General features: G+C 65.1%; 19 protein-coding genes and 1 pseudogene. 8 read left to right on the forward strand and 12 right to left on the reverse strand.

What is annotated here, in order from left to right; translation table 11 throughout:
• Nucleotides 1-719 precede the first annotated feature (719 nt).
• Nucleotides 720-1,667, forward strand: a complete 948-nt coding sequence (locus tag LWC34_RS49010; RefSeq protein ID WP_233732842.1) for an ABC transporter substrate-binding protein — start codon at nucleotides 720-722, stop codon at nucleotides 1,665-1,667.
• Here LWC34_RS49010 and LWC34_RS49015 read toward each other — a convergent pair.
• Complete coding sequence (locus LWC34_RS49015; protein ID WP_233732844.1) at nucleotides 1,657-3,759, reverse strand: thiamine pyrophosphate-dependent enzyme; 2,103 nt, start codon at nucleotides 3,757-3,759, stop codon at nucleotides 1,657-1,659. The two genes, LWC34_RS49010 and LWC34_RS49015, sit on opposite strands and share 11 nt — an antisense overlap.
• Nucleotides 3,760-3,953: 194 nt before the next feature.
• Between LWC34_RS49015 and LWC34_RS57600 the strand changes: the two genes are divergently transcribed.
• Nucleotides 3,954-4,079 (forward strand): hypothetical protein, encoded by a 126-nt coding sequence (locus LWC34_RS57600; RefSeq protein ID WP_284051900.1) that lies wholly within the window; start codon nucleotides 3,954-3,956, stop codon nucleotides 4,077-4,079.
• A gap of 214 nt (nucleotides 4,080-4,293) precedes the next feature.
• On the opposite strand, the gene LWC34_RS49020 is transcribed toward LWC34_RS57600, so the two are convergent.
• Nucleotides 4,294-5,454 (reverse strand): NAD(P)/FAD-dependent oxidoreductase, encoded by a 1,161-nt coding sequence (locus LWC34_RS49020; RefSeq protein WP_233732846.1) that lies wholly within the window; start codon nucleotides 5,452-5,454, stop codon nucleotides 4,294-4,296.
• Between the two features lie 7 nt (nucleotides 5,455-5,461).
• A complete protein-coding gene (locus LWC34_RS49025; protein ID WP_233732849.1) occupies nucleotides 5,462-6,676 on the reverse strand; it encodes a cytochrome P450 in 1,215 nt (404 codons plus the stop codon).
• A 267-nt stretch (nucleotides 6,677-6,943) separates the two neighbouring features.
• On the opposite strand from LWC34_RS49025, the gene LWC34_RS49030 reads away from it, so the two are divergent.
• Complete coding sequence (locus tag LWC34_RS49030; protein WP_233732852.1) at nucleotides 6,944-7,549, forward strand: TetR/AcrR family transcriptional regulator; 606 nt, start codon at nucleotides 6,944-6,946, stop codon at nucleotides 7,547-7,549.
• Here the strand turns inward: LWC34_RS49030 and LWC34_RS49035 are convergent.
• From LWC34_RS49035 to LWC34_RS49055, 5 genes are all read right to left on the reverse strand, one after another.
• Nucleotides 7,527-8,366 (reverse strand): alpha/beta hydrolase, encoded by an 840-nt coding sequence (locus tag LWC34_RS49035; protein ID WP_233732855.1) that lies wholly within the window; start codon nucleotides 8,364-8,366, stop codon nucleotides 7,527-7,529. The two genes, LWC34_RS49030 and LWC34_RS49035, sit on opposite strands and share 23 nt — an antisense overlap.
• A gap of 94 nt (nucleotides 8,367-8,460) precedes the next feature.
• On the reverse strand, nucleotides 8,461-9,309 hold the full coding sequence (locus LWC34_RS49040; protein ID WP_233732856.1) for an alpha/beta fold hydrolase: 849 nt from the start codon (nucleotides 9,307-9,309) through the stop codon (nucleotides 8,461-8,463).
• Between the two features lie 186 nt (nucleotides 9,310-9,495).
• Entirely contained in the window at nucleotides 9,496-10,023 is a 528-nt protein-coding gene (locus LWC34_RS49045; RefSeq protein WP_233732858.1) for a general stress protein, read from the reverse strand.
• 112 nt (nucleotides 10,024-10,135) lie between these two features.
• Complete coding sequence (locus LWC34_RS49050) at nucleotides 10,136-10,657, reverse strand: TetR/AcrR family transcriptional regulator (RefSeq protein WP_233732860.1); 522 nt, start codon at nucleotides 10,655-10,657, stop codon at nucleotides 10,136-10,138.
• 215 nt (nucleotides 10,658-10,872) lie between these two features.
• Nucleotides 10,873-11,874 carry a serine hydrolase gene (locus LWC34_RS49055; RefSeq protein ID WP_233732863.1) on the reverse strand — a complete coding sequence of 334 codons (1,002 nt, stop codon included), beginning with the start codon at nucleotides 11,872-11,874 and terminating at the stop codon, nucleotides 10,873-10,875.
• Nucleotides 11,875-11,952: 78 nt separating this feature from the next.
• On the opposite strand from LWC34_RS49055, the gene LWC34_RS49060 reads away from it, so the two are divergent.
• Complete coding sequence (locus tag LWC34_RS49060; protein WP_233732866.1) at nucleotides 11,953-12,792, forward strand: ESX secretion-associated protein EspG; 840 nt, start codon at nucleotides 11,953-11,955, stop codon at nucleotides 12,790-12,792.
• A 227-nt stretch (nucleotides 12,793-13,019) separates the two neighbouring features.
• On the opposite strand, the gene LWC34_RS49065 is transcribed toward LWC34_RS49060, so the two are convergent.
• Nucleotides 13,020-14,570 carry a PucR family transcriptional regulator gene (locus LWC34_RS49065; protein ID WP_233732868.1) on the reverse strand — a complete coding sequence of 517 codons (1,551 nt, stop codon included), beginning with the start codon at nucleotides 14,568-14,570 and terminating at the stop codon, nucleotides 13,020-13,022.
• Between the two features lie 62 nt (nucleotides 14,571-14,632).
• Here LWC34_RS49065 and pruA point away from each other — a divergent pair.
• The 3 genes and pseudogenes from pruA (at nucleotide 14,633) to LWC34_RS49080 (ending at nucleotide 18,952) form a co-directional block, all read left to right on the forward strand.
• Nucleotides 14,633-16,257: pseudogene (gene pruA, locus LWC34_RS49070) on the forward strand (L-glutamate gamma-semialdehyde dehydrogenase).
• 9 nt (nucleotides 16,258-16,266) lie between these two features.
• Nucleotides 16,267-17,181, forward strand: coding sequence for a proline dehydrogenase family protein (locus LWC34_RS49075; protein ID WP_233732871.1), 915 nt, complete (start codon nucleotides 16,267-16,269; stop codon nucleotides 17,179-17,181).
• Between the two features lie 94 nt (nucleotides 17,182-17,275).
• Nucleotides 17,276-18,952 carry a PHP domain-containing protein gene (locus tag LWC34_RS49080; RefSeq protein WP_233732873.1) on the forward strand — a complete coding sequence of 559 codons (1,677 nt, stop codon included), beginning with the start codon at nucleotides 17,276-17,278 and terminating at the stop codon, nucleotides 18,950-18,952.
• Nucleotides 18,953-19,010: 58 nt separating this feature from the next.
• Here the strand turns inward: LWC34_RS49080 and LWC34_RS49085 are convergent, their stop codons facing one another.
• A complete protein-coding gene (locus LWC34_RS49085) occupies nucleotides 19,011-19,784 on the reverse strand; it encodes a bestrophin-like domain (RefSeq protein ID WP_233732875.1) in 774 nt (257 codons plus the stop codon).
• A 125-nt stretch (nucleotides 19,785-19,909) separates the two neighbouring features.
• Between LWC34_RS49085 and LWC34_RS58470 the strand changes: the two genes are divergently transcribed.
• A complete protein-coding gene (locus tag LWC34_RS58470) occupies nucleotides 19,910-22,054 on the forward strand; it encodes a CLIPPER-2 domain-containing protein (protein WP_233732877.1) in 2,145 nt (714 codons plus the stop codon).
• Nucleotide 22,055: 1 nt separating this feature from the next.
• Here LWC34_RS58470 and LWC34_RS49095 read toward each other — a convergent pair whose 3' ends face one another.
• Together LWC34_RS49095 and aspS are read right to left on the reverse strand one after the other, a co-directional pair.
• The gene (locus LWC34_RS49095; protein WP_233732879.1) at nucleotides 22,056-23,018 is read right to left on the reverse strand and encodes a magnesium transporter CorA family protein; all 963 of its coding nucleotides are present in this window, start codon (nucleotides 23,016-23,018) and stop codon (nucleotides 22,056-22,058) included.
• Nucleotides 23,019-23,077: 59 nt separating this feature from the next.
• Nucleotides 23,078-24,337, reverse strand: coding sequence for an aspartate--tRNA(Asn) ligase (gene aspS / locus LWC34_RS49100; protein WP_233732881.1), 1,260 nt, complete (start codon nucleotides 24,335-24,337; stop codon nucleotides 23,078-23,080).
• Between the last annotated feature and the right edge of the window lie 130 nt (nucleotides 24,338-24,467).

Below are 24,467 nucleotides of genomic sequence, written 5' to 3' on the forward strand. Positions count from 1 at the left end.
AGCCAAGAACAGCGCCGCATCCACCGGCCGACACACGGCACAGCGAATACATTGAACGCCATTCACCGGACAACTGTCCTTTTGCGATGCTGCGGTCGACTGTCCGGGCTTTGCTCTCTCGAACACGGCCCCGCGCCCAATTGGGCACGGCGTCGAACCCTCGGACGCGGCCTCCGGCCCCCGATTGCCAGTCTAGCGGGCAAAACCGACAATCCGCCGTTGAATAAGATCCAATGTGCACAGTTATCCACAACGCGGACGTTGTCCACAGCGTGCACGAGGTAACCCCTGTTGATCTTGCCCCCTCGATAGGCTGGCGTGGCGGGGTGCCCCCGGGATCGGGTGGGGGCCGTCTTGGGGGTGGTGGGGTGGTTTTGTTGGTGTGGTTGGGGTTTGGGGTTGATTGGGCGGGTTGGGGTGGATAGTTGGGGTTGGTGTCGTTGTCGGCAAATGATTGTCAGGATGTATGACGGTCATATGTCTGTACAAAGTGCGGAGTACGCTTCGTTCCCTGCGAGCGGTACATGCTTCGCCATTGAGTTCATAATGGTCGATCGCTGGTCGTACGCCGTTTTTTCGTGATTGGGAACTTGTCCGGCCAATGCCGCACTTGCCTTTTCGCCGTCTGTAGAGTTGGGTGTGCCCCCACAGGGGACGATGAATAGGCGGTAGTTGTCGTGGGCTGGCTCCAGCGGAGTGGTCGCCTGGTGGCGTTTCTGATGACTGTTGTGATGGCGGCTGCGTGCACCGGGTCCAACTCGGACAATCCGCCGCCGGAGAAGACGAACATCTCGCTTGGCGTTTTGCCGGTGCTGGGCGCCGCGCCGTTTTTCCTCGCCATGGAGAAGGGTTTCTTCGCAGAGGAAGGGCTCACGGTCAAGCCCGTCACGATCCAGGGCGCTGGCGCGGCTGTCGGCTCGATGAACACCGGTGAACTCGACCTGGTGTTCGGCAACTACGGCTCGTTCTTCGACGCGCAGGCCAAGAAAACCGCGGACGTCAAGTTCGTCGCCGACGGCTACTCGGCGAACCCGCGGACGTGGATGGTGCTTGTCGCCAAGGATTCGCAGCTGCGCAAGCCCGCGGACATTTCCGGCAAGCGGGTCGCGGTGACCACTATCAACAGTCTGGCCGAGCTGACCATCAGATCCGTGCTGACCTCCACTGGGCAGGCCGTCACCACGCCGAACTTCGTCGAGATGAAGTACACCGACATGGGTGAGGCGCTGCGTAACCGCACTGTGGACGCCGCGCTGCTGTCCGAGCCGTACATCACCGACGTGTCCAAGCGGTACGGCGCGGTCCCGTTGTTCGACGCGGCGTCGGGTGCGACCGCGGACATCCCGATCTCCGGTTACGCGACGAGCGACAAGTTCGCCCGCGAGAACCCGCACACCGTCGAGGCGTTCCAACGTGCACTGGCCAAGGGTGTGAACGTCGCGCTGACCGACCGCAACGAGGTCGAGCGGTCGATCCGGGGTTACGCGGGCGTCGACCAGCAAACCGCGGCGCTGACGGCACTGGTCGGTTTCCCGCTCGGTCTCGACCCGAAGCGCCTGCAACGCGTCTGCGACCTGATGCTGGCTTACGGCGAGCTCAGCACGCGTCTCGACGCGCAGTCCATGATTCTGCCCAGCGCGTTGAGCAAGCCTTTGGTCAGCCAGTAACCAGGTCGAGTGCCGCCTTCTCGATAGCGTCCTCGTCCAGCAGTACGTGATTTGCCGCCGGGCCGAGTGGGATGAAGCAGTCCTCGCTGGTGACCCGGCGCAGCGCGCCTCGGTAGCCGCCGTCGAGCAACGCGGTGAAGACGCCTTCGGAGACCCCACCGGTCCGGCGGGTCTCGTCGGCGACCAGCACGCGGCCGGTTTCGCCTGCGTGCGTGAGCAGATCCGCGACGGGCAACGGCGACAGCCAGCGTAGGTCCAGAACGCGCGCGTTGATGCCCTGCGCGGCCAGTCGGCGGGCGACGCGCAGGCTCATTGGGACGCCGTTCGCGAACGACACGATGGTCAGGTCCTTGCCCGAGCCGTAAATGCGCGCTGTGCCGAGCGGCGCGGATTCTGATGATGACGCGAGCCAGCCGTTGTCGCCGGGTTCGTAGAGGTCGCGCGTGTGGTACAGCGCGATGGGTTCCAGGAAAACGCACACCTGCCCGTCGGTACGGGCTGCGGCTGCGCAGGTGTACAGCATCGCGGCCGCGTCGTCGGCACGTGCGGGCGCGGCGATGACGACGCCGGGAATGTCGCGGAGCGCGGCAATGGAGTTGTCGTTGTGGAAGTGGCCGCCGAAGCCCTTCTGGTAACTCAGGCCAGCGATGCGCACGATCATCGGGTTGCGGTACTGGTCGTTGGAGAAGAACCGCATGGTCGACGCCTCGCCCCGGATCTGGTCCAGCGCGTTGTGCACGTACGCCAGGTACTGGATCTCCGGGATCGGCAGGAAACCGACGAGGGACGTGCCCAGTGCCGTGCCCAATATGGACTGTTCATCCAGGACGGTGTCGAACACCCTGGCCGACCCGAACTTCTTGTGCAGGCCTCGGGTCACGCCGTAGACACCGCCCTTGCGGCCGACGTCCTCGCCGAACACCAGCGCGCCGGGGTCGGAGGACAGGATCCCGGTGAGCGCTTGGTTGATGCCTTGCGCCAGCGTGCCGGAAACCGGGACGAATGGTGCGTCCACTGTGGAAGTGGTCAATGGCGCCATGATCTCCTTGGCGCTGGTCAGCTTTGGACGTGACACGGCTGTGCCGGCCGCGGCGCGGACCTCGGTACGTTTCGCCTCGTACCGTTCGAGCACTTCGGCTGGCGTCAAGATTCCCTGTGAGACGAGCAAAGACGCCGTCTTGACGAGTGGGTCGAGTGAGTAGTCCGCGGTGATCTCGCCGGGTGTCCGATATGCACTCTCCACATCGGACCCCGCGTGACCCATCAACCGGACCGTCCGCAGGTGTAGGAAAGCGGGCGCACGGTTGGTACGCACCCAGGCCGCGGCCTCAGCGGCAATCGGCACGACCGAGGTCAAATCGGTCGCGTCAGCCGAGAAGTACTTCATGCCCGCGCCGGAATGCGCTTCTTCGATCCAGCCGGGTGGCGTGCGGACACTGATCCCGATTCCGTTGTCCTCGCACACGAACAACACTGGCAACGGCAGCCGTTGGTACGCGCAGTGCCGTGCCGCGTTGAGCGCGCCGAGCGCGGTCGAGTGGTTCGCTGACGCATCACCGAATCCGCATAGGACGATGGCGTCTTTTGGCCATGGAGACGGCAGTCCGAGCTTGGCGGCGCGCTGCATGCCCAGCGCGAGACCGACTGCCCTCGGCAAGTGCGACGCGATGGTCGAGGTGAGCGGAATGATCGACAATTGGGCGTTTCCGAACACTTTGTGCCTGCCGCCCGAGATCGGTTCGTCCGTGGCGGCCGCGATCCCGAGTGTCATGTCCAGAAGGGGATTCGTGCCAGTTACCTGGCGTGCCCGCGCGATGTAAAAAGCACCCGATCGATAATGAAGCAACGCTGGATCGGTGGGGCGCAACGCCACCGCGACGGCCGCGTTTCCCTCGTGGCCCGATGATCCGATGCTGTAGAAACCCTGGCCCCGACTGCCGAGCTCACGGGCGATGAGGTCGACGTGCCTGCTGCCGAGCTGCGCGTCGAAGAGATCGAGGAACGGCAGGTCGGACGCGCTGTTCCCGGTGCCACGACTGGAGGAAAGGGCTTGCACTGTTCGAGTGAAGTGCTCGTCGATCGGCTCGCTCACCAGCCCGAGCATGAACGCGGACGGTGAGAGTACGCAACTATCCCGTTTGTCAAGAGCGAGTTCTGTCAAGAGACGGGCTCATGTACTCACCTTGTCGTGAAATCTGTGTCACAACGTGGAATAGGGGTTGAGAGTGGTTTGTCGATTCGCTTCCATGAATTGGTAGGCAAGTAGACGGGAGAGCGGAGTAAGCCATGACCGCCATGCGAGACAGAGTCTCGATCGAGGAGGACACCGAGGCCTCATTCGAGCTGGAACTGCCGGTCCAGCTGGACGATGACGACTACTTCGAGCCGACCATCGTGCGTGGCCGCGAGTAAGTAGAAGTCCACTTCGGATACAAGTGACCGGTTCGCCCGGTCGCATGGGAGCCGCGGCCACGCACCTTTGTGGACGGTTACCCCGCCGATCGCCCCAGGGCAGGACAGCCTGGCGGTGTTGATGTACGTGCTTGCTCTACTGTCCGTTCCCCACGAGGGAACGGCGTAGGCGAGACATTTCTCGCCTACCCACGTGCGAATCTGAACCGATGCACTAGAACGATTCGGCGAGCAGAGCTCGGGCTTTCCGTAGCTCGCGTGGCATGTTCCACGCCAGGACGCCGATCACCTTTCCCGACCGCGCGTAGTGCGCGACGAACTTGCCTTCCGCCGGGTCACCCTGTTCGATCGACACCTTGGCGTCCGGCGCGAGATGCCCGAAAGCCGCGATCTTCGTGTCGTACTGGTCTGTCCAGAAGTAGGGGATCGGCTTGAACGGCGTATCCGCCCCCAGCAGATTGCGCGCGGCGGCCATTCCTTGCTCCGTCGCGTTCATCCGATGCTCCACGCGCATCCGCTCGCCTAAGCCTTCGTGATGCCAATTGGCGACGTCACCGGCTGCATAAACGCCCGGTGTCGCTTGGCACCGCGCGTCGCACAGCACGCCGTTGTCGACCTGGACGCCGCTGTCGGCCAGCCACTCGGTCGCCGGGATCGCGCCGATGGCCACGAGCACCACATCGGCGTCGAGTTGCGAGCCGTCAGACAGCTGAACCGCTGTCACCCGGTTGTTCTCGCCGCCGAGCAAGCGCTCGACCCCCACGCCAGTGCGCACCGTGACGCCCTCGCCCCGGTGCAGTTCGGCGATCAGACGGCCGATCTCGTCGCCGAACTGGCGCACCATCGGCTGGGGCAGTGGATCGACGATCGTGACCTCCACCCCAAGCCTGCGCGCGGACGCGGCGGCCTCACAGCCGAGGAAGCCCGCGCCGATCACGACCAGCCGGGAAGCCGTGGCCAGTTCGGCGCGCAGCGCGACTGTGTCGTCGATCGTGCGCATCACGTGCACTCCAGCCAGGTCGTGGCCATGAGGGAGCAGCCTGGGACGCACCCCGGTCGCGATGATCAGGCCGTCGTAGCTGACCTTGTCGCCGTCGGCGAGCTGCACCACGCGCGCGTCGGTGTCCAGGCTGACCGCCGTCGCGCCGAGCCGGACGCCGAGGCTCGACTGCTCGTAGTCGGCGTCCTTGCGCAGCGCGATCTTGTCGGTCTCCCAGACGCCCGAAAGCACCTGCTTGGACAGCGGCGGACGGTCGTACGGCAGATGCAGTTCGTCGCCGATCAACGTGATCTGCTTGTCGAAGCCCTCCCTGCGGAGCGTTTCCGCGGCGGTGAGACCGGCTGCTGACGCTCCGATGACCACGATCCGATCCATGCTGTTCTCAGCCCTCCCAGGTGACCGGCAACTCGTGCACACCGTAGACGAGGGCGTTGTCCTTGAATGAGATCTCGTCGGCGTCGATCGCCAGCCGCATGGTCGGGATACGGCGGAACAGCCGCGCGTAGACCTCCTGCAGTTCGATCCGGGCGAGCTGCTGGCCGAGGCACTGGTGGATGCCGAAACCGAACGCCAGGTGGGTCTTGGCCTTACGCGCGAGGTCGATCGAGTCGGCCTCGGCGTAAACCTGCTCGTCACGGTTGCCCGAGCCGATCGCGGCGACCAGCCACTCGCCCGCTTTGACGGTCTGCTCACCGATCTGGACGTCCTCGGTGGCGTAGCGCAGCAGGCCGAACTGGACCACCGACAGGTAGCGCAGCATTTCCTCGACCGCGGTCGGCGCCAGCTCGGGGTTGTCGCGCAGCTCAGCCAGCTTCTCCGGCTGCTGCAGCAGCGCCGCGGTGCTCAGCGCGATCATGTTGGCGGTCGTCTCGTGGCCCGCGATGAGCAGCGTGATCGCCAGTTCGACCATTTCGGCCGCGGTGATCTGGTCGCCGGACTCGCGGCCGCGCGTGATCATCCGGCCGATCAGGTCGTCGCCCGGGTTGGCGAGCTTGGTCTCGAACAGCGTGGTCATGTATGCCTGGACCTGGCCATATGCGGCGAACCCGATCGCCGGGTCCCGGTCGACGGCCATCAGCGTCGCGCTGTGCTCGTGGATCACCTCGCGGTCCTCGTAGGGCACGCCCAGCATCTCGCAGATGACCAGGGACGGGATCGGCAGCGCGAACGCCTGGTAGAGGTCCGCGGGTTGTGGACCGGCGAGCATGGCGTCGATGTGTTCCTCGACGAGCTGCTGGATGTAGGGACGCAGTGCTTCCATTCGCCGGACGGTGAACTCCGGCGTGAGCAAACGGCGTAGCCGGGCGTGCTCCTTGCCGTCCAGTTGGAGGATGTTGCCGGGGGTGATCGGGCGCTCCAGGTCCGCTCCGGGGGTGACGTGTGCTGAGGGCGCTTTGCGTGAGCTGACGCTTGGCGTGGACAGCACGTTGCGGACGTCCTCGTAACGGCTGACCACCCATGCGTCGATGCCTGCCGGACAACTGGCCTGGGTGATGGCGTCGTTGTCACGCAGTTCGCTGAATTCGGCAGGCGGCTCGAACGGGCACCCAGGCGCACGGGTGGCAGGGAAGGCGGGGATGGTCGACATGTCCGTCATCGCGATGGGGATCCCTTCAAAATGTGGCAGTCAGTGCCATACGACCTAGACTGTCATTAGGCGGTTACTGTCGCAAGGCCCGGTGGCTCGGATTACATATGCGAAAGAACCGTTGTGTCCTAACGGGAGGGCCCACCGCGAAACCCAGGACGGGGCGCTGGTGGGGTTGTCCAGTTCGGAGGGTCGTGGCAGGGTTTCGCCGGTGCCGGGGCCCTGTTGCGCTGTTAGCATCTGGCGCGTGGATCTTGCCTGGTAGGAGGAATGGCCGTGGGGCTTCGCGAGCTCAAGATGGAGCGCACGCGGCAGCTGATCGCCGACAAGGCGTTCGAGCTGTTCACCGAACACGGTTTCGACGAGACCACGGTCGAGCAGATCGCCGCGGCCGCCGAGGTTGGCCCGCGCACGCTGTACCGCTACTTCCCGACCAAGGAGACGTTGATCGTCAACTTCGTCGAGTCACAGCTCTTTTCCGCGTTGGACCGGATGCGTGAGCAGCCCGACGACGTGCCGGTAACGGAGGCGATGTACGCGCTGATCGACAGTGTTGTGCTGACCACGGCCGTGCACGAGTCCCGTGTCCTGGCGATCTACGAACTCGCGGGGCGCACGGAGTCGGTCAACGCGCAGTTTTCCAGCATCTGGTTCAGGTGGCGCGCCGCGGTCGCGGACGAGATCTCGCGGCGGTCCAAGCGGCGCGGCGGCGACATGGCCGCGAGCCTCGCCGCCGCCACCGTGGGTTTCGTGATCGACGTCACTGTGCACGCTTGGGTCGAGAGTGGCGGGAAGGCCAACATGCGCCGGCTGGCCAACCGGGCGCTGGAGCTGCTGCGTAACGGCGAGGTGCCGGTCGCTATGCCTGCTGGCAGGAGATGAGGACGTCCGCGACCTCTTCCGGCTGGAACAGGAAGGTGCTGTGGCCGCTCGTGACTGAATGGACGTCGAAGGGATTTTCTGGCGTGAGCGCGTCGGCGTCCTTGATGTAGAGGTCCTGCGCGGCGAGCGGAATGCTCTTGTCCTCGGTGAGCCGAATGTAGGTGTGCGGGACGCGGCCCCAGGTGTCTTTTTCGGCGCGGAAGTCGAAGCTCGGTTTGGCCATCCAGGCTTCGTCCGGTTCGAAGCCGTTCAGCCAGACGATGACTTGCCGCTCGCTGAGGCCCAACGCGTCGGCCAGCGCTCCGAGCGTCGCGCGGTTCGCGCCTCGCCAATTTGTGCGCATGAAGTCGCGCTCCGTCGGGTTGCCCATCATGAGCGGCGCGCCCGCCGGGAACAGCGCGCTGGCTGCCCATTCTGGCTGGCCCATGTACTCGACCGGCGACATGCGAACGGGGCACTGCGCGGACACATATACGATCCGATGTAGGAAATCGGATATCTGATTCGCGACGCCGGTGACGGTCAGGCCGCCGAGACTGTGGCCGACGAGGATCACCGGGCCGTGCTCGCGAACGCTGCGCACGATCTGCACGACATGGTCGATCCAGTCCTGGCCGCTGACGTCGCCCGCTGGCGAGGACTCGTTCGTGAGCGCCGCGATGTCTTGGTCGTGGTACGCCGCGGTGAACCCGGTGCCCCGGCCGGGCAGGTCGACGGCGAGCGTGCGATGCCCGCGCAGGGACATTTCCCGTTGCAGATGTGTCCAGTTGCCGGAATTGCCGCACATACCGTGGACCAGAACATAAGTCGGCGTCATGGGATCGAGTATCCGCATGGCTTGCCCGTCCGTCGACGGAATTGCCCGTTTGGGAACCGGTGAGCGAACTATCGCCCGCCCACCGGTGGCCTGATTACGCTCGGCTGAAGCCGCTCAGAATGGCGGCGACCTCCGCTGGGTGATGGAGAAATGTGCCGTGGCCGCCCGCTGCGAAATGGACATCGAACGGGTTTTCCGGCGTCAGTGCGTCGGCTTCTTTGATGTAACGCTCTTGTGCCGCCGGCGGCATGCTTTTGTCTTCGGTCAGCCGGATGTAGCTGTGCGGGACGCGGCCCCACGTGTCCTTTTCGACCCGGTAGTCGAAGGTCGGGTTGGTCTGCCACCAGACTTCGTCCGGTTCGAACCCGTTGAGCAACCTGATGAACGCATCGGGGTTCGCGCCCGAACCCAGCGCCTCGTGCAGTCCGTCGACGACGTCCGGGTCGGCGGTTCGCCAATTCAGCCTGATGTACCCGCGTTCGGCCGGATTGGTCATGGTGATCTTGGCCGTGACGGGAAACAGCTTGCTGGAGGCCCATTCCGGCTCGCTGATGTAGTCCGCGCCCGCCATCGTCACCGGGCACTGCGCGGCGATGTATACGATCCGATCTAGGAAATCGGGTATCTGATTGGCGACGCCGGTGATGGTCAGCCCGCCGAGGCTGTGGCCGACAAGGATCACCGGACCGTGCTCCCGAACCCGGCGGACGGCGTCGACGACGTGGCCGACCCAGTCCGGTCCGGTCACGTCCGCGATCGGCGAGGGCTCGGCCGCGAACGTTTCAAGGTCCTGCGTCTGATATGCCCGCGTGAATCCCGTTCCCCGGCCGGGAAGGTCTACCGCGAGCGTCCGGTGGCCGCGGAACGCCATTTCCCGCTGCATGGCGGTCCAGGCGGTCGAATTACTGCCGGACGGATGAACGAAAACATATGTCGGAATCACGATGCCGAGTATGCGCACCGGTCAAGTAATCGTCGACAGAATTGCCCCAATGGGTGAAAAATTATACCTATTCGGTGCGGGAAAATTGATTAACCGAAGATGACTCGGATCGCCGTGCGAAGGCGTTGTTCGAATGATAGCACAAAGGGCGGACCGCGAAATCGCGGTCCGCCCTCCGGCGTTCGATCAGGCTTGAGTGGCGGCCTGCGCGGCAGGCATCCCGATGGACAACTTGGCGAGCAGGTTGCGCGCGGTCTCCGCCTGGCGCGGCTGGCACAAGACGTCGTAGCGCCGAGCCACGATCTGGCTGTGCGACACGAAGTCACGGCGCCCGCGGGTCGCGCTGTAGTTCATCGCCGCGAAGGCGAGACCGAAGACCGTACCGGCGACAAGGCCGACGAGGATCGGTCCCCACGCGAACCCGGCGCTGAACATGCTCAGCAGTAGTCCGACGAACAAACCGAACCACGCACCGCTTGCCGCGCCGGTGCCCAGCACGCGGCCCCAGCTCAGACGCCCGGCCACGCGTTCGACCAGGAGCGGCTCGACACCGACGATGGTCACGTCCTGGACCGGGAACTTGGCGTCGGCCAGGTAGTCGACGGCTGACTGCGCCTCGGCGTACGTGTCGTAGGAGCCGATCGGCCACCCGTTCGGCATCGTGGGCAACGAAGGGATTGCGTTGGTGGTGGGACGAAAGGCTGCTGTGGACATCTCTCTCACCTCTGGGGTGTATTAGTTCGTACATCCCATTGAACGTGAGGTATCGGTGAGATGTGCCCCCAGCCGGATGTTCACAGAGACCTATCAGCTGCTTCTCAGGAGGTCACGGCCAGTTGAGGATGGCGGTGGCGCCGCGCAGCAGCTCATCCCGCAGGTCTTTGGCAGGCACGTTCGGGAACATGTTGATCGGGTCTGTCGCCGCGGCGAACGCCTGTGCGGCGCGGACGCGTCGCCGCCAGTCAGGTCTGCGGCCCGCGATCAAGTCGGTCGCCTGCCGGACGATGTCCGTCACCTTGGTCATGGTTTCGACCGTCTCGTCGGTGTGCACGGAGACGTCGCGCAGCAGAAGAGCCATCGCCTTGCGGTGCTCGAGCATCGCGTCGATACACCCGCCGAGGACTTCTTCCGGGGTCCGCGCCGAGGTCAGCACCCCTTCGAGTTGCTCGACAGCTGGCCTGACCAGGTTGCTGAGGATCTCGGTCTTGCTGCGGAAGTGGTGGTACAGCGAAGGTTTCGTGATGCCGACGTGCTCGGCGATCTCACGCATCGACGCGGCTTTGTAGGTACGCGCGCTGAACAGGTCAAGCGCGGTGTCGAGGATTCGTGTCCGGGTATCGCCACTCACGGCGCCGGACCCTACCATCCGACCGACCGGTAGGTAGGTGCTCTCGGTGTCCACTGACACCGCCGGACCGCAGCGTTCGGCCACGGCGGCGCCAATGGAACCATCGGGTTCGCCGACCCGACGCGGGCATAGCCGTCGTGCCGAATCGGGTTCGGAGTTGATGGCGGGCAACGACCTTCGGGTGTCTACATTGGTCGCTGCCGTGTGCCGGTCGGTCAGCCGCCGTTGGACGGCTGGTAGGACTGCGTCCGCAGCGTGCGGGCCGCGGGGTCACCGCTGATCTTGTCGACTGCGCGAAGGAACTTCGGCCCCATCCTCGCTGCGGCCTCGCGGAACGGGTGCGTGCCGCCGAAGTCCGGAGCGTGCTCCGGCAAGCCGCGTGCGAACAGGGCGTACGTCAGGACCGGCTTGCCCGCCTTGTCGAACATGACGCCAGCCTCGTTGCGGCCGTCGTTCAGCCAGCCCGCCTTGGTGGCGACGCGGGACCGGTCGATCGACGACATGTTCCGGCGGATGCCGTCGGTGAACGCCGCCTGCGCCCGCAGCACGTTCAGGATGTGGTCGGTCGACGTCGGGCTGAGCAGCGTGCCTTTCACGATGCCCTGCAGGATGCCGTGCGTTTCCCGAGGCGTGGTCTTGCCGAGGAAGTACCGCCGCGGGTTGGACGCGGACGGGATGACCTGCGTGTTCGGGAATCCCTTCGCGACCATGGTCGCGTTGATCTCCACGGGCGCACAGACCAGGCCCGACAGTCGGACGCACGTGTCGTCCGAGACGGTCAGGAACAGCGACAGGATGTGCCCGACCGTGAACACGCTCGGGTATGCCCGGTCGAGCGGGATGACCCCGTCGCCGGTCTTGATCACGATGTCTTCCGGCACCTCGACCTGGTCGGTGATCTTGGCTTCGCCACGGTCGATCTTGTCGAGCACCGCGACCGCGGCGGCGACCTTGTTGACGCTGTACGCCTCGACCACGTCGTCAGAGCCGTGCTCGACGGCGACACCGTCCGCGACGCTGATGTGTGCGTTCCACGTACCGCCAGCATCTTGGATTGCTGAGTCGTAGACCCGCTTAACCCGGGCGCGGGCCCGGTCCGCCGTCGGCGGACTGATGTCTTCTTCTTGAGCGAGCGCTGGCGTGCTGCCGAGAACGCTGCTGGCCGCGACGACGGTCCCCAAACCGAACGCCGCACGCCTGTTGAGTCGGTACCCCATGCCGCAAGATCCAACCACGAACCGATGAACCGTGGCGTGGCAAGTACTCGTATATCAAGGAAGATGGGAGGGGTATGCATGAAAACTGCAAGAAGCAGACCCGCCGGGGCGCCAGGACCGGTCTTCACCATCTCCGACCTGGCCTTTCAGGTGCTCTGGGAGTTCCTCGGGCTGCCCGACATGCCCGAGACCCTCACCGTGTCACGTCACGGTCGTGACCAGCGCGGCATGGTCTCAAAGGCCTGGTCAGAGCTCCAGCGCGCCGGTCTGGCAGACTCGGCGGCGCCGAACCCGCGGCTCGTCGCCCTGCTGAACATCCTTGCCCGCCCCCGGCGTGCCGTCGGCGCGCGGTTATGGCTGGGTGGACCTGTCCGTGCGTACGCAGCGGCCGTGGGTGACCAGGCCGCTTTCGGTGTGCATGTGGGCGGTTACGTGAACGTCCACGCGGTCCGGCCGGAAGATCTTGCCCGCGCGCCGGTTTCGTTGCTGTTGGATGCCTCGCCCGGCCCGGGATGCACGGTGTCGCTTCCCAACGAGGTCATCGCGGACGCCCGGTTCCGGTCGATCGCCGGCCCAGGGAAACATGCCCGTCCGCGCGCGCCTCGAATCGGATCCGAAGAGGCGAACTGGCTGGCCGAGACGATCTACGGGGCCGGTGACCGGGGCGAGTTCACCGCGGCCGTGATCGACCACATGGGATATTCGGTGCGCGACGACGAACTGGTCGGCTTCTTCGACTCGCCCAACGGTCGTTACCTGATCGAGGAGTACCGCGCGGCCGACGGTCGCGATTGGACCACTGTGGAACCCGCACACGGCAAGATGCTCGTGGAATGCATCGAGCGCACCCTGCTGGCGCTCGAAGGGCACCTCATGCGCGAGCTCGGCCATTCGAACCAGCCAGCGCTGATCCGCTGAACTGACGGCACATCCGGCATTTGATATCGGATATCAGGCATCAGGTAACAGGTATCGGGTTTCAGATATCAGATACGATCCAGTGAGCCTGGATGCGGTGATGTCGCATGGCGGAATCACGTGGCTGAGCAGATGAAGAAGCCGCGCGAGTCAGGCCGCGAGTCGCGCAAGCCGGGCCGTGGTGGGAGTGGCGCGGGCCAGGTCGCGGTGGAAGTGGCGGGAGCCAGTCAGCTCGGTCTGGGAAGCGTCAGCTGAAGCTGTGTGATCAGGCGCTGTTTGGGATCTTCAAGGTCGATCCCGGCGAGCTCGGCAGCGCGCCGGACCCGGTACCGCAACGTGTTGGGGTGGATGTGCAAGCGGTTGGCCGCGGCCCGGACGTCGCCGAGCGCCTCGAGATACGCCAGCACTGACGGCACCAAGATCCGCTTTGTGTCCTGTGCGACGAGGTCGGTCAGTCGTGGGTCACGGATCTCCTCGTGTTCGGCGAGCAGGCTGAGTAGTTCGGCCATCATCACTTCGGCGCGCACATCGTCGATCGCCGCGACCGGCAGGTCGAGTCCTGCGTCGAGGATCCGGTCGGCTTCCCTGCGCGCGGCCGCTGTGCGACTGAGGTCTGGCGCCATGCCGACGGCGGCGCGGACCGAAATGCCGGGGTGCACTCGTGCGGCGGCGACAACTTCTTTCGCGAGGGTGATCATGCCGTCGCTCGCGTGCAGGTCGGGCAAAAGTGCGTAAATGCGGGCGCGCAATGTGGTGACCAACGCCGCGCGCCGATATGCGGCGGCGTGCACGGCGATCAGGTTGGTCAGTTCGGCGCGCCGGAGTTCCAAAGTGGACCGGTCGGCGTCGTCGGTCAGTTCGAATGCGACGACTCCGGCGGCGCGTTTGGGGTCCGCGCCGACATTGGCGGCCACCGCGGCGGCAGTGGTGTGGCCGTCGAGCAAGCCTTCGAGCAGGCTTTCGCGCAGTCGTAGAGGAGCAGCCGGATTGTTCCGGCTGCGCACCAAATGCAACGCGGTCACGCGGGCGGCACCGAGGAGTGCGCGTTCGGCGTGCTCCGTCAGCGGGACGGCGCCTTCTTGCACCCAGATCGAGCCGAGTGATTGGTCTCCGGCGTGTATCCCGACGGCCAGCCGTCGCCGGATGCCCAACTCGGGGCGTTCGTCGATGCGCTCGACGGCTTCGCTTTTACGCATCCGCTCGTAGACGCCCCACTCGCGCAGCTTCGCCAGATACTGCTCAGGGCCTTGCCTGCCCAGAATGGACAGTCGGCGCAGTTCGTCGACCTCGTCGGACGAACGCGAGTACGCCAACACCCGGCTCGCGGTGTCCTCAATGCTCACCAATCCGCCCGTCAGTGCGGCAATGGTTTGGGCGAGCGAGAACAGGTCGCTGACTGTCTCGCTGTCGGTTTCCGCGCCGATGTTTGCGCGGGCGAGCGACTCGAGTTGTTCCCATCGCGCGTCGGAACGCACAGAGAGCAGCGCGACGCCTGCGTCCGTCGCGGCGCGTTCCAGCGCTTCGTCCTGGCCTTTGACCGCGACCGCGAGCGCACCTCGGCGAGCCGCGGCACGGACCGTGGCGATCGCCGCTCGGCCGCGCACGCCGATGACCAGGACGACGTCACCCGGCCGCACCCCGGGGTCGTCCTCTGGGTCGAGGATGACCACGTCGCGGACGAGGCCGTCGAGGCCGCGCGGCGCGGCGACCACCTCGACCAGGGGATCTCCGAGGGCCTGCAGCAGCTGGCGCAGCGTTTTGTCCGATCGGCTAATCATGACACCCGAATATTAGCTGATCTTCTAAAAACTGCAGGTCAACGCGGACCTACCGTAGGCGCATGGACGCAGTGACCCGAGTACCCGCCCCCGTCAACGAGCAGGTCTTCGACTACGCGCCGGGCACCGCCCCTCGTGCCGCCCTGGAGGCCGAGCTCGCGGCGCAGGCCAAGGAGACCGTCGAGTTCACCCTCACGATCGACGGTGAACAGCGAATCGCAGGCGGCGACCGGATCGAGGTCGTGCAGCCGCACAACCACCGCGCTGTCCTGGGCACGTTGGCCAACGCCACTCACGAGGACGCCAAGGCCGCGATCGCGGCTGCCAAGAAGGCCGCGCCCGCGTGGCGTTCGCTGTCGTTCGACTCGCGCGCCGCCATTTTCCTGCGCGCCGCTGACCTGCTGACCGGCCCGTGGCGCGCCAGGCTCAACGCCGCGACCATGCTCGGCCAGTCCAAGACCGCCATCCAGGCCGAGATCGACGCCGCCTGCGAGCTGGCTGACTTCTGGCGTTTCAACGTGCACTTCGCCCGGCAGATCCTGGCCGAGCAGCCGATCAGCTCGCCGGGCATCTGGAACCGCACAGACCACCGGCCGCTCGAAGGCTTCGTCTACGCCATCACGCCGTTCAACTTCACCGCGATCGCCGCGAACCTGCCGACCGCGCCCGCGTTGATGGGCAACACGGTTGTCTGGAAGCCGTCGCCGACGCAGTCGCTGTCCGCGCACCTGACCATGCGCTTGCTTGAAGAGGCCGGTCTGCCCGCCGGTGTGATCAACCTGGTCACCGGCGACGGCATCGCGGTCTCCGACGTCGCGCTGACCGACCCTGACCTGGCTGGTATCCACTTCACCGGCTCAACCAAGACCTTCCAGCACCTGTGGGGCCAGGTCGGCGCCAACATCGCGAACTACCGGTCGTACCCGCGGATCGTGGGCGAGACCGGCGGTAAGGACTTCGTGATCGCCCACCCGTCGGCCGATGTCGACGTGCTGCGCACCGCGTTGGTTCGCGGCGCGTTCGAGTACCAGGGCCAGAAGTGCTCGGCGGCGTCGCGCGCCTATATCCCATCTTCGATATGGCAGCGCATGGAGTCAGATTTCGTATCTGAAATAGAAAACCTGAAGATGGGTGACGTCACCGACTTCAGCAACTTCATGGGCGCCGTGATCGACCGCCGCTCGTACGACAAGCTCGCAGGCGTTCTCGACCGGGCCAAGTCGGACTCGTCCTTGACGGTCGCCGCCGGTGGAACCGCGGACGACAGCGAAGGCTTCTTCGTCCGCCCGACGGTCCTGCTCGGCACCGACCCGACCCACGAGGTCTTCACGACCGAGTACTTCGGTCCGGTCCTCGCGGTGCATGTGTTCGACGACAACAACTTCGACACCGTCCTGCGCCAGATGGAGAGCGCGGCGCCGTACGGCCTGACCGGCGCGGTGATCGCCAACGACCGCGCGGCGATCGAGCGCGCGACTGAGGACCTGCGATTCGCCGCGGGCAACTTCTACGTCAACGACAAGCCGACCGGTGCTGTCGTCGGTCAGCAGCCATTCGGTGGCGGCCGGGCGTCCGGCACCAACGACAAGGCCGGTTCCCCGCTCAATCTGCTGCGTTGGGTGAGCCCTCGATCGATCAAGGAAACCTTCGTCCGCCGACCGTTTCACGCCACCCGCACCAGGGGTAGGAGGTAGACATGTTGCGTACCAGCCTGCTTGCCGCGGCTCGCTCGCCGTTGGCCCGTAAGGTCGTTGAGCGCAGCCCGCTGACCAAGCCCGTGGTCAACCGGTTCGTCGCGGGCGCCGAGACGCCCGACGCGGTCGAGGTGACGCGCGCGCTTCGCGACTCCGGTCGCGCCGTCACGATCGACTACCTCGGCGAGGACACCACCGAGGTGTCAGACGCGACGCACACCGTCAAGGCGTACGTCGAACTGCTCTCGGCGTTGTCCGAGCAAGGGCTCGCAGCTGGTGCGGACGTGTCGGTCAAGCTGTCCGCGGTCGGCCAGGCGTTGCCGGGTGACGGTCACCGCATCGCCCTCGACAACGCAAGGCTGATCGCCGACGCGGCCGCCGGAGTGGGCGCCACGCTCACATTGGACATGGAAGACCACACCACGACCGACTCCACTTTGGACATCCTCGCCGACCTGCGCGCGGATTTTCCTTGGGTCGGCGCGGTACTGCAGGCGTACCTGCGTCGCACCGAGGGCGACGCGCGTGACCTCGCGACCGTGGGATCACGTGTGCGGCTGTGCAAGGGCGCCTACAAGGAGCCCGCTTCGGTGGCCTATCAGGACAAGGCCGAAGTGGACGGCAACTACGTGCGGGTGATGCGGATCCTGATGCAGGGCGACGGCTATCCGATGATCGCCTCGCACGACCCGCGGATCATCTCGATCGCAGGCGACCTCGGCGCCGGGCGTGAATTCGAGTACCAGATGTTGTACGGCATTCGACCGCGGGAACAGGAAACCATCGCGCGCCGCGGTGACACGATGCGTGTATATGTGCCATACGGAGTGCAGTGGTACGGCTACTTCATGCGCCGTTTGGCGGAACGGCCCGCGAACCTCGCCTTCTTCCTGCGTGCGATGGCAACTCGTGGGTGACTTAGTTTAAGACGCGAATAAGATTGCGTTCGCCGGACGTTCACTTGCGCTGGCCAGGGTTGCGCCGGATTGATCAGTGCATGAAGGAGCGGACGTGGGACATCACCACCATCACGACCACGATCACGAACACTCCCACGTCACGGCCGAGGACCTGCCACGCGCAGCGGATCTCGCGGTGCCGGACGCGGAGCTCAACCGAGCGGAGATGACCCGGCGGTCGGTCTTCCGGCGCGCCGGTCTGCTCGGCGCGGGCTTAGCCGGTGGCAGCGTGCTCAACGCCACCCCGGCGGCCGCGACACCGCAGCACAACGTGCCGCGCGGCGGATTCCGTTGGCTCGCAGGCGATCACCATGTGCACACGCAGTACAGTGACGACGGCAAGTACCGGGTCATCGACCACGTGCGACAGGCGAACGCATACGGCCTCGGCTGGCTGGTGATCACTGACCACGGTGGACCCGTGCACGCCAAGATCGGTGTGGACAAGGTGAACCCGGACATCAAGGCCGCCAGGGAGAAGTACGACGACACCCTGGTGTTCCAGGGTCTGGAGTGGAACATCCCGGGCGCCGAGCACGGCACGGTTTTTGTTGCACCGGGCCGAAACGAAGCCTCGTTCCTCAAGGAGTTCGAGCTCGGCTACGACGGCCGCACGAACGAAGCCAACCCGAACAAGGAAGCGCTCGCGATCGCGGGCGTGAACTTCCTGTCCGAAGGTGTACGCCGCCGCCGTGTCGACGACGCGCTGATGCTTGCCAACCACCCGGCGCGCAAGGGAATTGACTCCCCGCATGAGATCCGCGCCTGGCGTGACACGGCACCGAACATCGCCGTGGGCATGGAAGGCGCGCCGGGACACCAGGCCGCTGGTATCCCGAAGCCGCATGGCGGCGGACGCGCTCGTGGTTACTACGACGGCATTCCCGGTTCGGACGCCTTCGCGGGTTACCCGCCGGAGAGCTACTACACCTGGGGCGGCTTCGACTGGCTCACGTCCACAGTGGGCGGAATGTGGGACAGCCTGCTGTCAGAAGGAAAGCCGTGGTGGATCACCGCGAACTCCGACTCGCACAGCGTGTACGCGGACTCCTCGGTTCGCGGCCCGAACAGCAACTACGCGGTCGACGGCAAGAACGCCGACCCGGTGCACGGCGGCCCGCTGAACCTCGGCGAAGGTGACTTCTGGCCCGGTTGCTACAGCCGTACACACGTTGGTGCGCTTGACTTTTCGTACCGCGCGGTGATGGACGGGATTCGTGCCGGGCGGGTTTGGGTCGACCACGGTGGCCTGATCAGCGGTCTGGACGTGCGCCTGCGTAGCCGGGGAAGCTGGTTGTCCAGCGCCACTCTTGGCGGCTCGTTGCATGTTCGCCGTGGCACACCGGTCGAGCTGACGATCAGCATCGACCTCGCGAACACGCCGAACTGGGCGCAGTTCGTGCCCGTGTTGTCGCGTGTGGACATCATTCAGGGCGACGTGACCGGGCCGGTGCAGGATCGGGACACGTTCACCGCGCCGCGCACGAAGGTCGTGAAGTCGTTCGAGGTCAACAAGTCCGCTGGGACGGCGACCTTCACTTACCAGTTGGGCCGGTTGGATCGGCCGGTGTATGTGCGGTTGCGTGGCACCGACGGCAACCGGGTCGCGCCTGGTTTCCACGGTGCCGCAGTAGATCCGCACGGTCCGGCGATCGACAAGGTCGGCGACGCGGACCCGTGGAAGGACCTCTGGTTCTACACCAACCCGATCTGGGCACTGCCTTACTAGGAAACGCTCGTGAGTGGTTAGCCGGGTTAGAACACGGCTAACCACTCACGAGGGTTGATCAGGGGATTCGGTTGAACTCGGCCAATGCCGTTCGGAACGAGTCTGGTTCGGCCTTGATCAGGCCGTGGAACGGTTGGTCGAGTTCGATCGCGAAGTACAGGGTGAAGGCCAGGATTCCGGCAAGGGCCACGATGCTCAACACGTGCCGCAAGTCCGCGCTGAAGCCGATCAGCAGGGGATAGGCGACCATCACGAACGCGCCGATGATCGTGCCCCAGAACAACAGCGTCAACAGCGAGCTGTCTCCTGTTGCCTGCTCGATTCGCGCTCTGCGTTCATCCGCGACCGCGCGCGCGTTCTGCAAAGCTTGGTCCTTTGTGGCCAGTTCGCGATCGGTTTCCGCGGGCAGTCTGCTGATCTCCGCGCGCAGGGCCACCAGCAGGTCGTCGGCTTTCGGGTCCGACTTCTTCTCGTCAAGCATCGGCCACTCGCGATTGACCACTTCGGACGTGTATTCCTTCACCAACGCCCGCACTTGGTCCCGGTCGGCCTGCGGGGAACTGGCGACCTGCCAGTAGACCTCGATCAGGCTGGACGCCTCGGCTTCCGCGTGTCCGTCGGTCGCGTCTGCCTCCGTCCACGTGATCACCGTGTAGAAGGCGAGCACGACGATGAACAACGCGTTCAGCACGCCGCCGACGAAGCCGAGGGCTTCGGCGTTGTAGGTTCCTTCCCGCGCTCGCTTTCGACGGCCAACCATGATCATGACGACCGCCGAGATCACCATTGCTGCTATGACCAACAGGTACGCGTATCCCGGCACGACAACCATGTTTGACACACCGTTGCCGTTAGCGCCATGGGGGAGCGTCGAAATACACCGGGAGGAGTGAACGTTCTGGCGAGTCGTCACTCGGCTGACCTATCGTCCCTGGCAACCGCCTGACGGAGGTCAATGTGCGCGTATGGGGCTTGGTGGGCACGCTGTCACTGCTCATTTTGTCAACGCTCCCAGCGGCTTCCGCCGCAGGCCCGGCGGTTCTGCCGACCAATTTCGACCAGACGGTCTACGGTGATTTCTCGGTGATCGGGAATACTGTCACCGCTTGCCCAAAGCAGCCAGGCCACTATCCGGTGAAGTACTGCCTTGACGCCCATAACCGTGTCGGCAGTGGACCTTCCGCGCAGAACAACGGGCATCCGATGACCTGGGCGGACATCGACAATGACCCGGTCACGTACAACTCCTCCAGTGGCCGTTTGTCCATTCCGGCCGGTGCGCGGATCGCATACGCGAAGCTGACGTGGGCGGGAAACACCGGCGGACCGGCCAATGTTCCGTGTGGACGCGGGCCGATCCGCCCTGCTGGTTCGCCCAAGCAGCAACAGGTTTCGCTGAAGATCAACGATCGAGGCAGCCTGATCGCGCCCGAGCGGTACACAGAGGACGCACCTGGGGATCTCACCCATACGGACCACCAGTTCTACAGTGCTTACGCCGACGTTACCGGTCAGTTTCGTGGGATCACTGGACCTTCGACCGTCTCGGTCGGTAATGTCTGGACGCCGCAAGGGTTCGACTGCTTCGGCGGCTGGTCCTTGACCGCCGTGTGGACATTCGACTCCGCGAACGCCGCCGCGCCCGCGCGAAAGCAGATCACCGTGTACGACGCGCATACCCGCGTGCTCACAGGAAACCGTCGCGCGGACGTCCGGATGCCGTCGATCAAGTCTGCCGGTGGGCTCACCAAGGTTGGGTTGTCCGGGTTCGAGGGTGACTGGGCGATGCCGGGCGACCAGTTCTTGATCAACGGCCGCAATGCGGGCCGGACGGACAACTTCTTCGTGTCCGGTGCGGACGGTCACGTCAATCCCGCGCACGCCAACAACATGAGCGTCGACGTGCGCACGATCGAGCTCCCTGGTGATCTGCTCAAAGTGGGCGAGGCGGGCGCCAACCTGAGCTTCACGAGCGGGTATGACGCCTATCTGGTCGCCAACGTCGTGGCGTCGTCGGGGCGGCCGGAGTTGGTCGTCAGTACGGTGATGGAGAAAGACGTTGTGCATCCGGGTGATCAGGTCACCCAATCGGTGACCGTGACCAACACCGGCAGTGCGCCTGCTGTGGACATTCGGGTGCAATCCGACCTCGGGCCGGCGTGCGTCGAGAACATCCCGAGACTCGAAGGTGGGCAGTGGGCGAAGTACAGCTGTTCGCGGCCCGCGCCCGATGACGACGTGAAGCCCGTCGCCACGGTCACCGGCCGAAGCCTGATCGGCGACGCGCTTTCCGCGTCCGCGCAGACATTCCTTGAGGTCATCCGGCCAGCGATCGCGGTCGAGAAGTCCGCGGCACCGGACACAGTCCTCAGTGGCCAATCAGTCGGCTACACGATCGAAGTACGCAACTCTGGCGACACCCTCCTATCTGGAGTGTCCATCGACGACAAGCAAGTGGATGCGTGCGACCAGCCAAACTACGGCCTGCTTGCGCCCGGAGAGTCGAAGTTGCTGCGGTGTTCAGTCGCCGCGGGCGACGAGGGTTTCACCAACAACGTGACAGTCAGCGGAACGGACAAGACAGGCAAGAAGGTCATCGCCGACGCGCAGGCGGCGTTCACGGTCATCCATCCGCGAGTCGAGTTCTCCGTAATGCCGTCGACCCGGGCAGCGCGGGTCGGAGAGTCCGTGACGTTCACGGTGACCGTCCGCAATCCGACACCGATCCAGCTGGGCGACGTCCGCGTGACCGGGACACCCCAGGCGTGCGCACGGAATATCGGCACGTTGGCGCCCCAGCAGACCGTCGAATACACATGCGCAGTGGTCATGCGCGAACGGCTCACCACATCCTTGACGGTCACCGCGACACCATTCGTCAATGGACAGTTGGTGGAAACAAGGCGTGACAACGTCAATCTCACCGCATCGGTGCTCGTGTCGCTTGTGGAGCCAACGCCAGAACCGCCGATCGTGAAGAAGTCCGTCAAGTCCGCGCCGACGGAAAACGCGCCGGTCGCGGCGTTTGTCGCCGGGCTTGCCGCGATCAGCACGTTCGTCACTGTCGGCGCGATCAGCGCGACCGCTCGATTCAAGCGGTGAGCTACAACCAGTCCTTGCGTTTGAAGGTGCTGTAAAGCGCGATCGACGCCAGCACGATGGCCACTGTGGACAGCCAGAAGCCCCACACCTTGTCCACGCCTGGAACCGGGATGTTCTGGCCGTAGAACCCGGTGATCGCGGTCGGCACCGCGATGATCGCCGCCCAGCTGGTGACCTTCTTCATGATCAGGTTCATCCGGTTGCCCTGCAGGTTCAACTGGGTGTCGCGGACCGTGGCTATCAGGTCCCGCAACGCCTCGACCTGCTCGGACGCCCAGATCACGTGATCGAGCACGTCCTGGAAGTACGGACGCATGGCGTCGTCGTAGATCGGGTTCTCCGGCCGCAGCAGCGGCACGATCACCTCACGCATCGGCGTCACCTTGCGCCGCAACTGTCCGAGACTCTTGTGCAGCATCAACGACCGCCGCTGCACCACCAAGGAGTTCGGCGGCTGCGTGAACACCTCGTCCTCAAGATCCTCGATCATGTCGTCGAGCACCTGGATTGTGTCGAGGTACGAGTCGACGACGTAGTCGAGGACGCCGTGCACGAGATACGCGACGCCGTCTATTGTGGACTCACTGTCCCACCGGGCGACGACCTGTTCCATGTCGAACGCGGGATCCTTGCGCACGGTCACCACGGTCTGCTTGGCGAGAATGACCGCCAGTTCGTGGGCGTGCAGCGCGCCGGATTCATCCGCCGAGACGGCGTACGCGATCACCAGGCCGTGCCCGGGATAGTGGCTGAACTTGGGCCGCTGGTGCATCTGCACGGCGTCCTCGACGGCCAGTTTGTGCAAGCCAAGGTACTCGGTCAGATCCGCGAGATCGTTCTTGGTCGGCGCGGCCATGTCGACCCACACGATCGTGCCAGGGTCGGCGAGATTGGCCGCCAGCTGGTCCGGCGGGAAGTTCTCCGACTCGAGCCGGCCGTCCCGATAAACCCGCGAGCGCGTCATAGCGACCAACATTAACGCGCCACGCGACCTGGACGTTCGCCCAGGTCGCGTGGCGTCACCTATGGACTGAGCCGGTTGAGGTCCCGAGGGAACAACGTGGTCTGCCGGATGTTCGGCGCGTCGACCAGCCGCGCGGTCCACCGCTCCAGCCCAAGCGCGAACCCGCCGTGCGGCGGCATGCCGTGCTTGTACGCGTCCAGATAGCCGCGGTACGGCTCCGGGTCGGCCAAAACGGCCAAGTAGTCGCTGTACTTGTGCAGCCGCTGGCCGCCAGTGACCAGTTCGACGCCACGAAACAGCAGGTCGAAGCTGTTCGAACAGGCCGGCCGGGCCGGGTCCGGATGCGTGTAGAACGGCCTTTTTCGTATCGGATATCCGATCACGAACAGAAACTCCGAGCCGTGCTCGCGAACGGCCCACTCCGAAAGCGCCCGTTCATGCGCGGGCGCGAGGTCCGGTTCCGCCGGATCGGCGCCGACCAATGCCAAAGCGTCCGCGAAGTGGATCTCCGGGATCACCGGCGGCACCTCGGGCAGCCGGATGCCGAGCAGGTCCACGGCCTCGGCTGCACGAGTCCGCACAGCGGAGACCATGCCCGCGACCGCCTCGCGCAGCACCGCCATCACGTCGTGGTGATCGGATATGAAACCCAATTCGGCGTCCAGGCTCGTGTACTGCGCCAAGTGCCGCGTGGTGTCGTGCGGCTCGGCCCGGAACACCGGTCCTATTTCATATACGCGTTCGAACACGCCCACAAGGGACTGTTTGAAGAACTGCGGCGACTGCGCGAGATACGCGCGGCGTCCAAAGTAGTCGATCCCGAACACGTTGGCGCCCGACTCGGTCGCGGTCCCGACGATCTTCGGCGTGTGCACCTCGGTGAAGCCCAGTTCGTCAAGCGCGGCACGATAACCAGCGACGCTCGCCGCGGTGATGCTGAACCCGGCGCGCATTTTCGGATGCCGAAGTGCGACCGGCGCGTTGTCCAAAATGGTCGGCAGAGTCGCACTGAGATTCGGCCGGTACAAGTCGAACGGCGGAGGCTGCGCCGGTTCGGACAGCAGCGTGACCACCGGCTCGGTGATCTCCGCGCCGCCGGGCGCCTTATCGCTGGCGATCACGACGCCTTCGACCTGGACGACTGTCTCCTCGGGAACGTCGACCGGCTGCGGCAGAACGACCTGCACGAGCCCGGATCGGTCCCGCAGGACTAGAAAGGTCACGGATTTCAGTTCACGCCGGCGGTGTGTCCAACCGGTCACTCGGATACGGGCACCGATGTGCGCGGGCACGTCGGCGGCCAGAACTCGAGAGATCATCGCCACTCCTGGTGGAATATCGGTGATCCCTTGGGAGTGCGGGCGAGAAGGGGACTCGCGGTGCCACCGCACTTTCGCCGCTGTGACCAGCGGCCTCGTTCAGCCCGATAACGGTGGCGAACCGGCGGGG

This window comes from Kibdelosporangium philippinense (assembly GCF_021390435.2).
Classification (GTDB): domain Bacteria; phylum Actinomycetota; class Actinomycetes; order Mycobacteriales; family Pseudonocardiaceae; genus Kibdelosporangium; species Kibdelosporangium philippinense.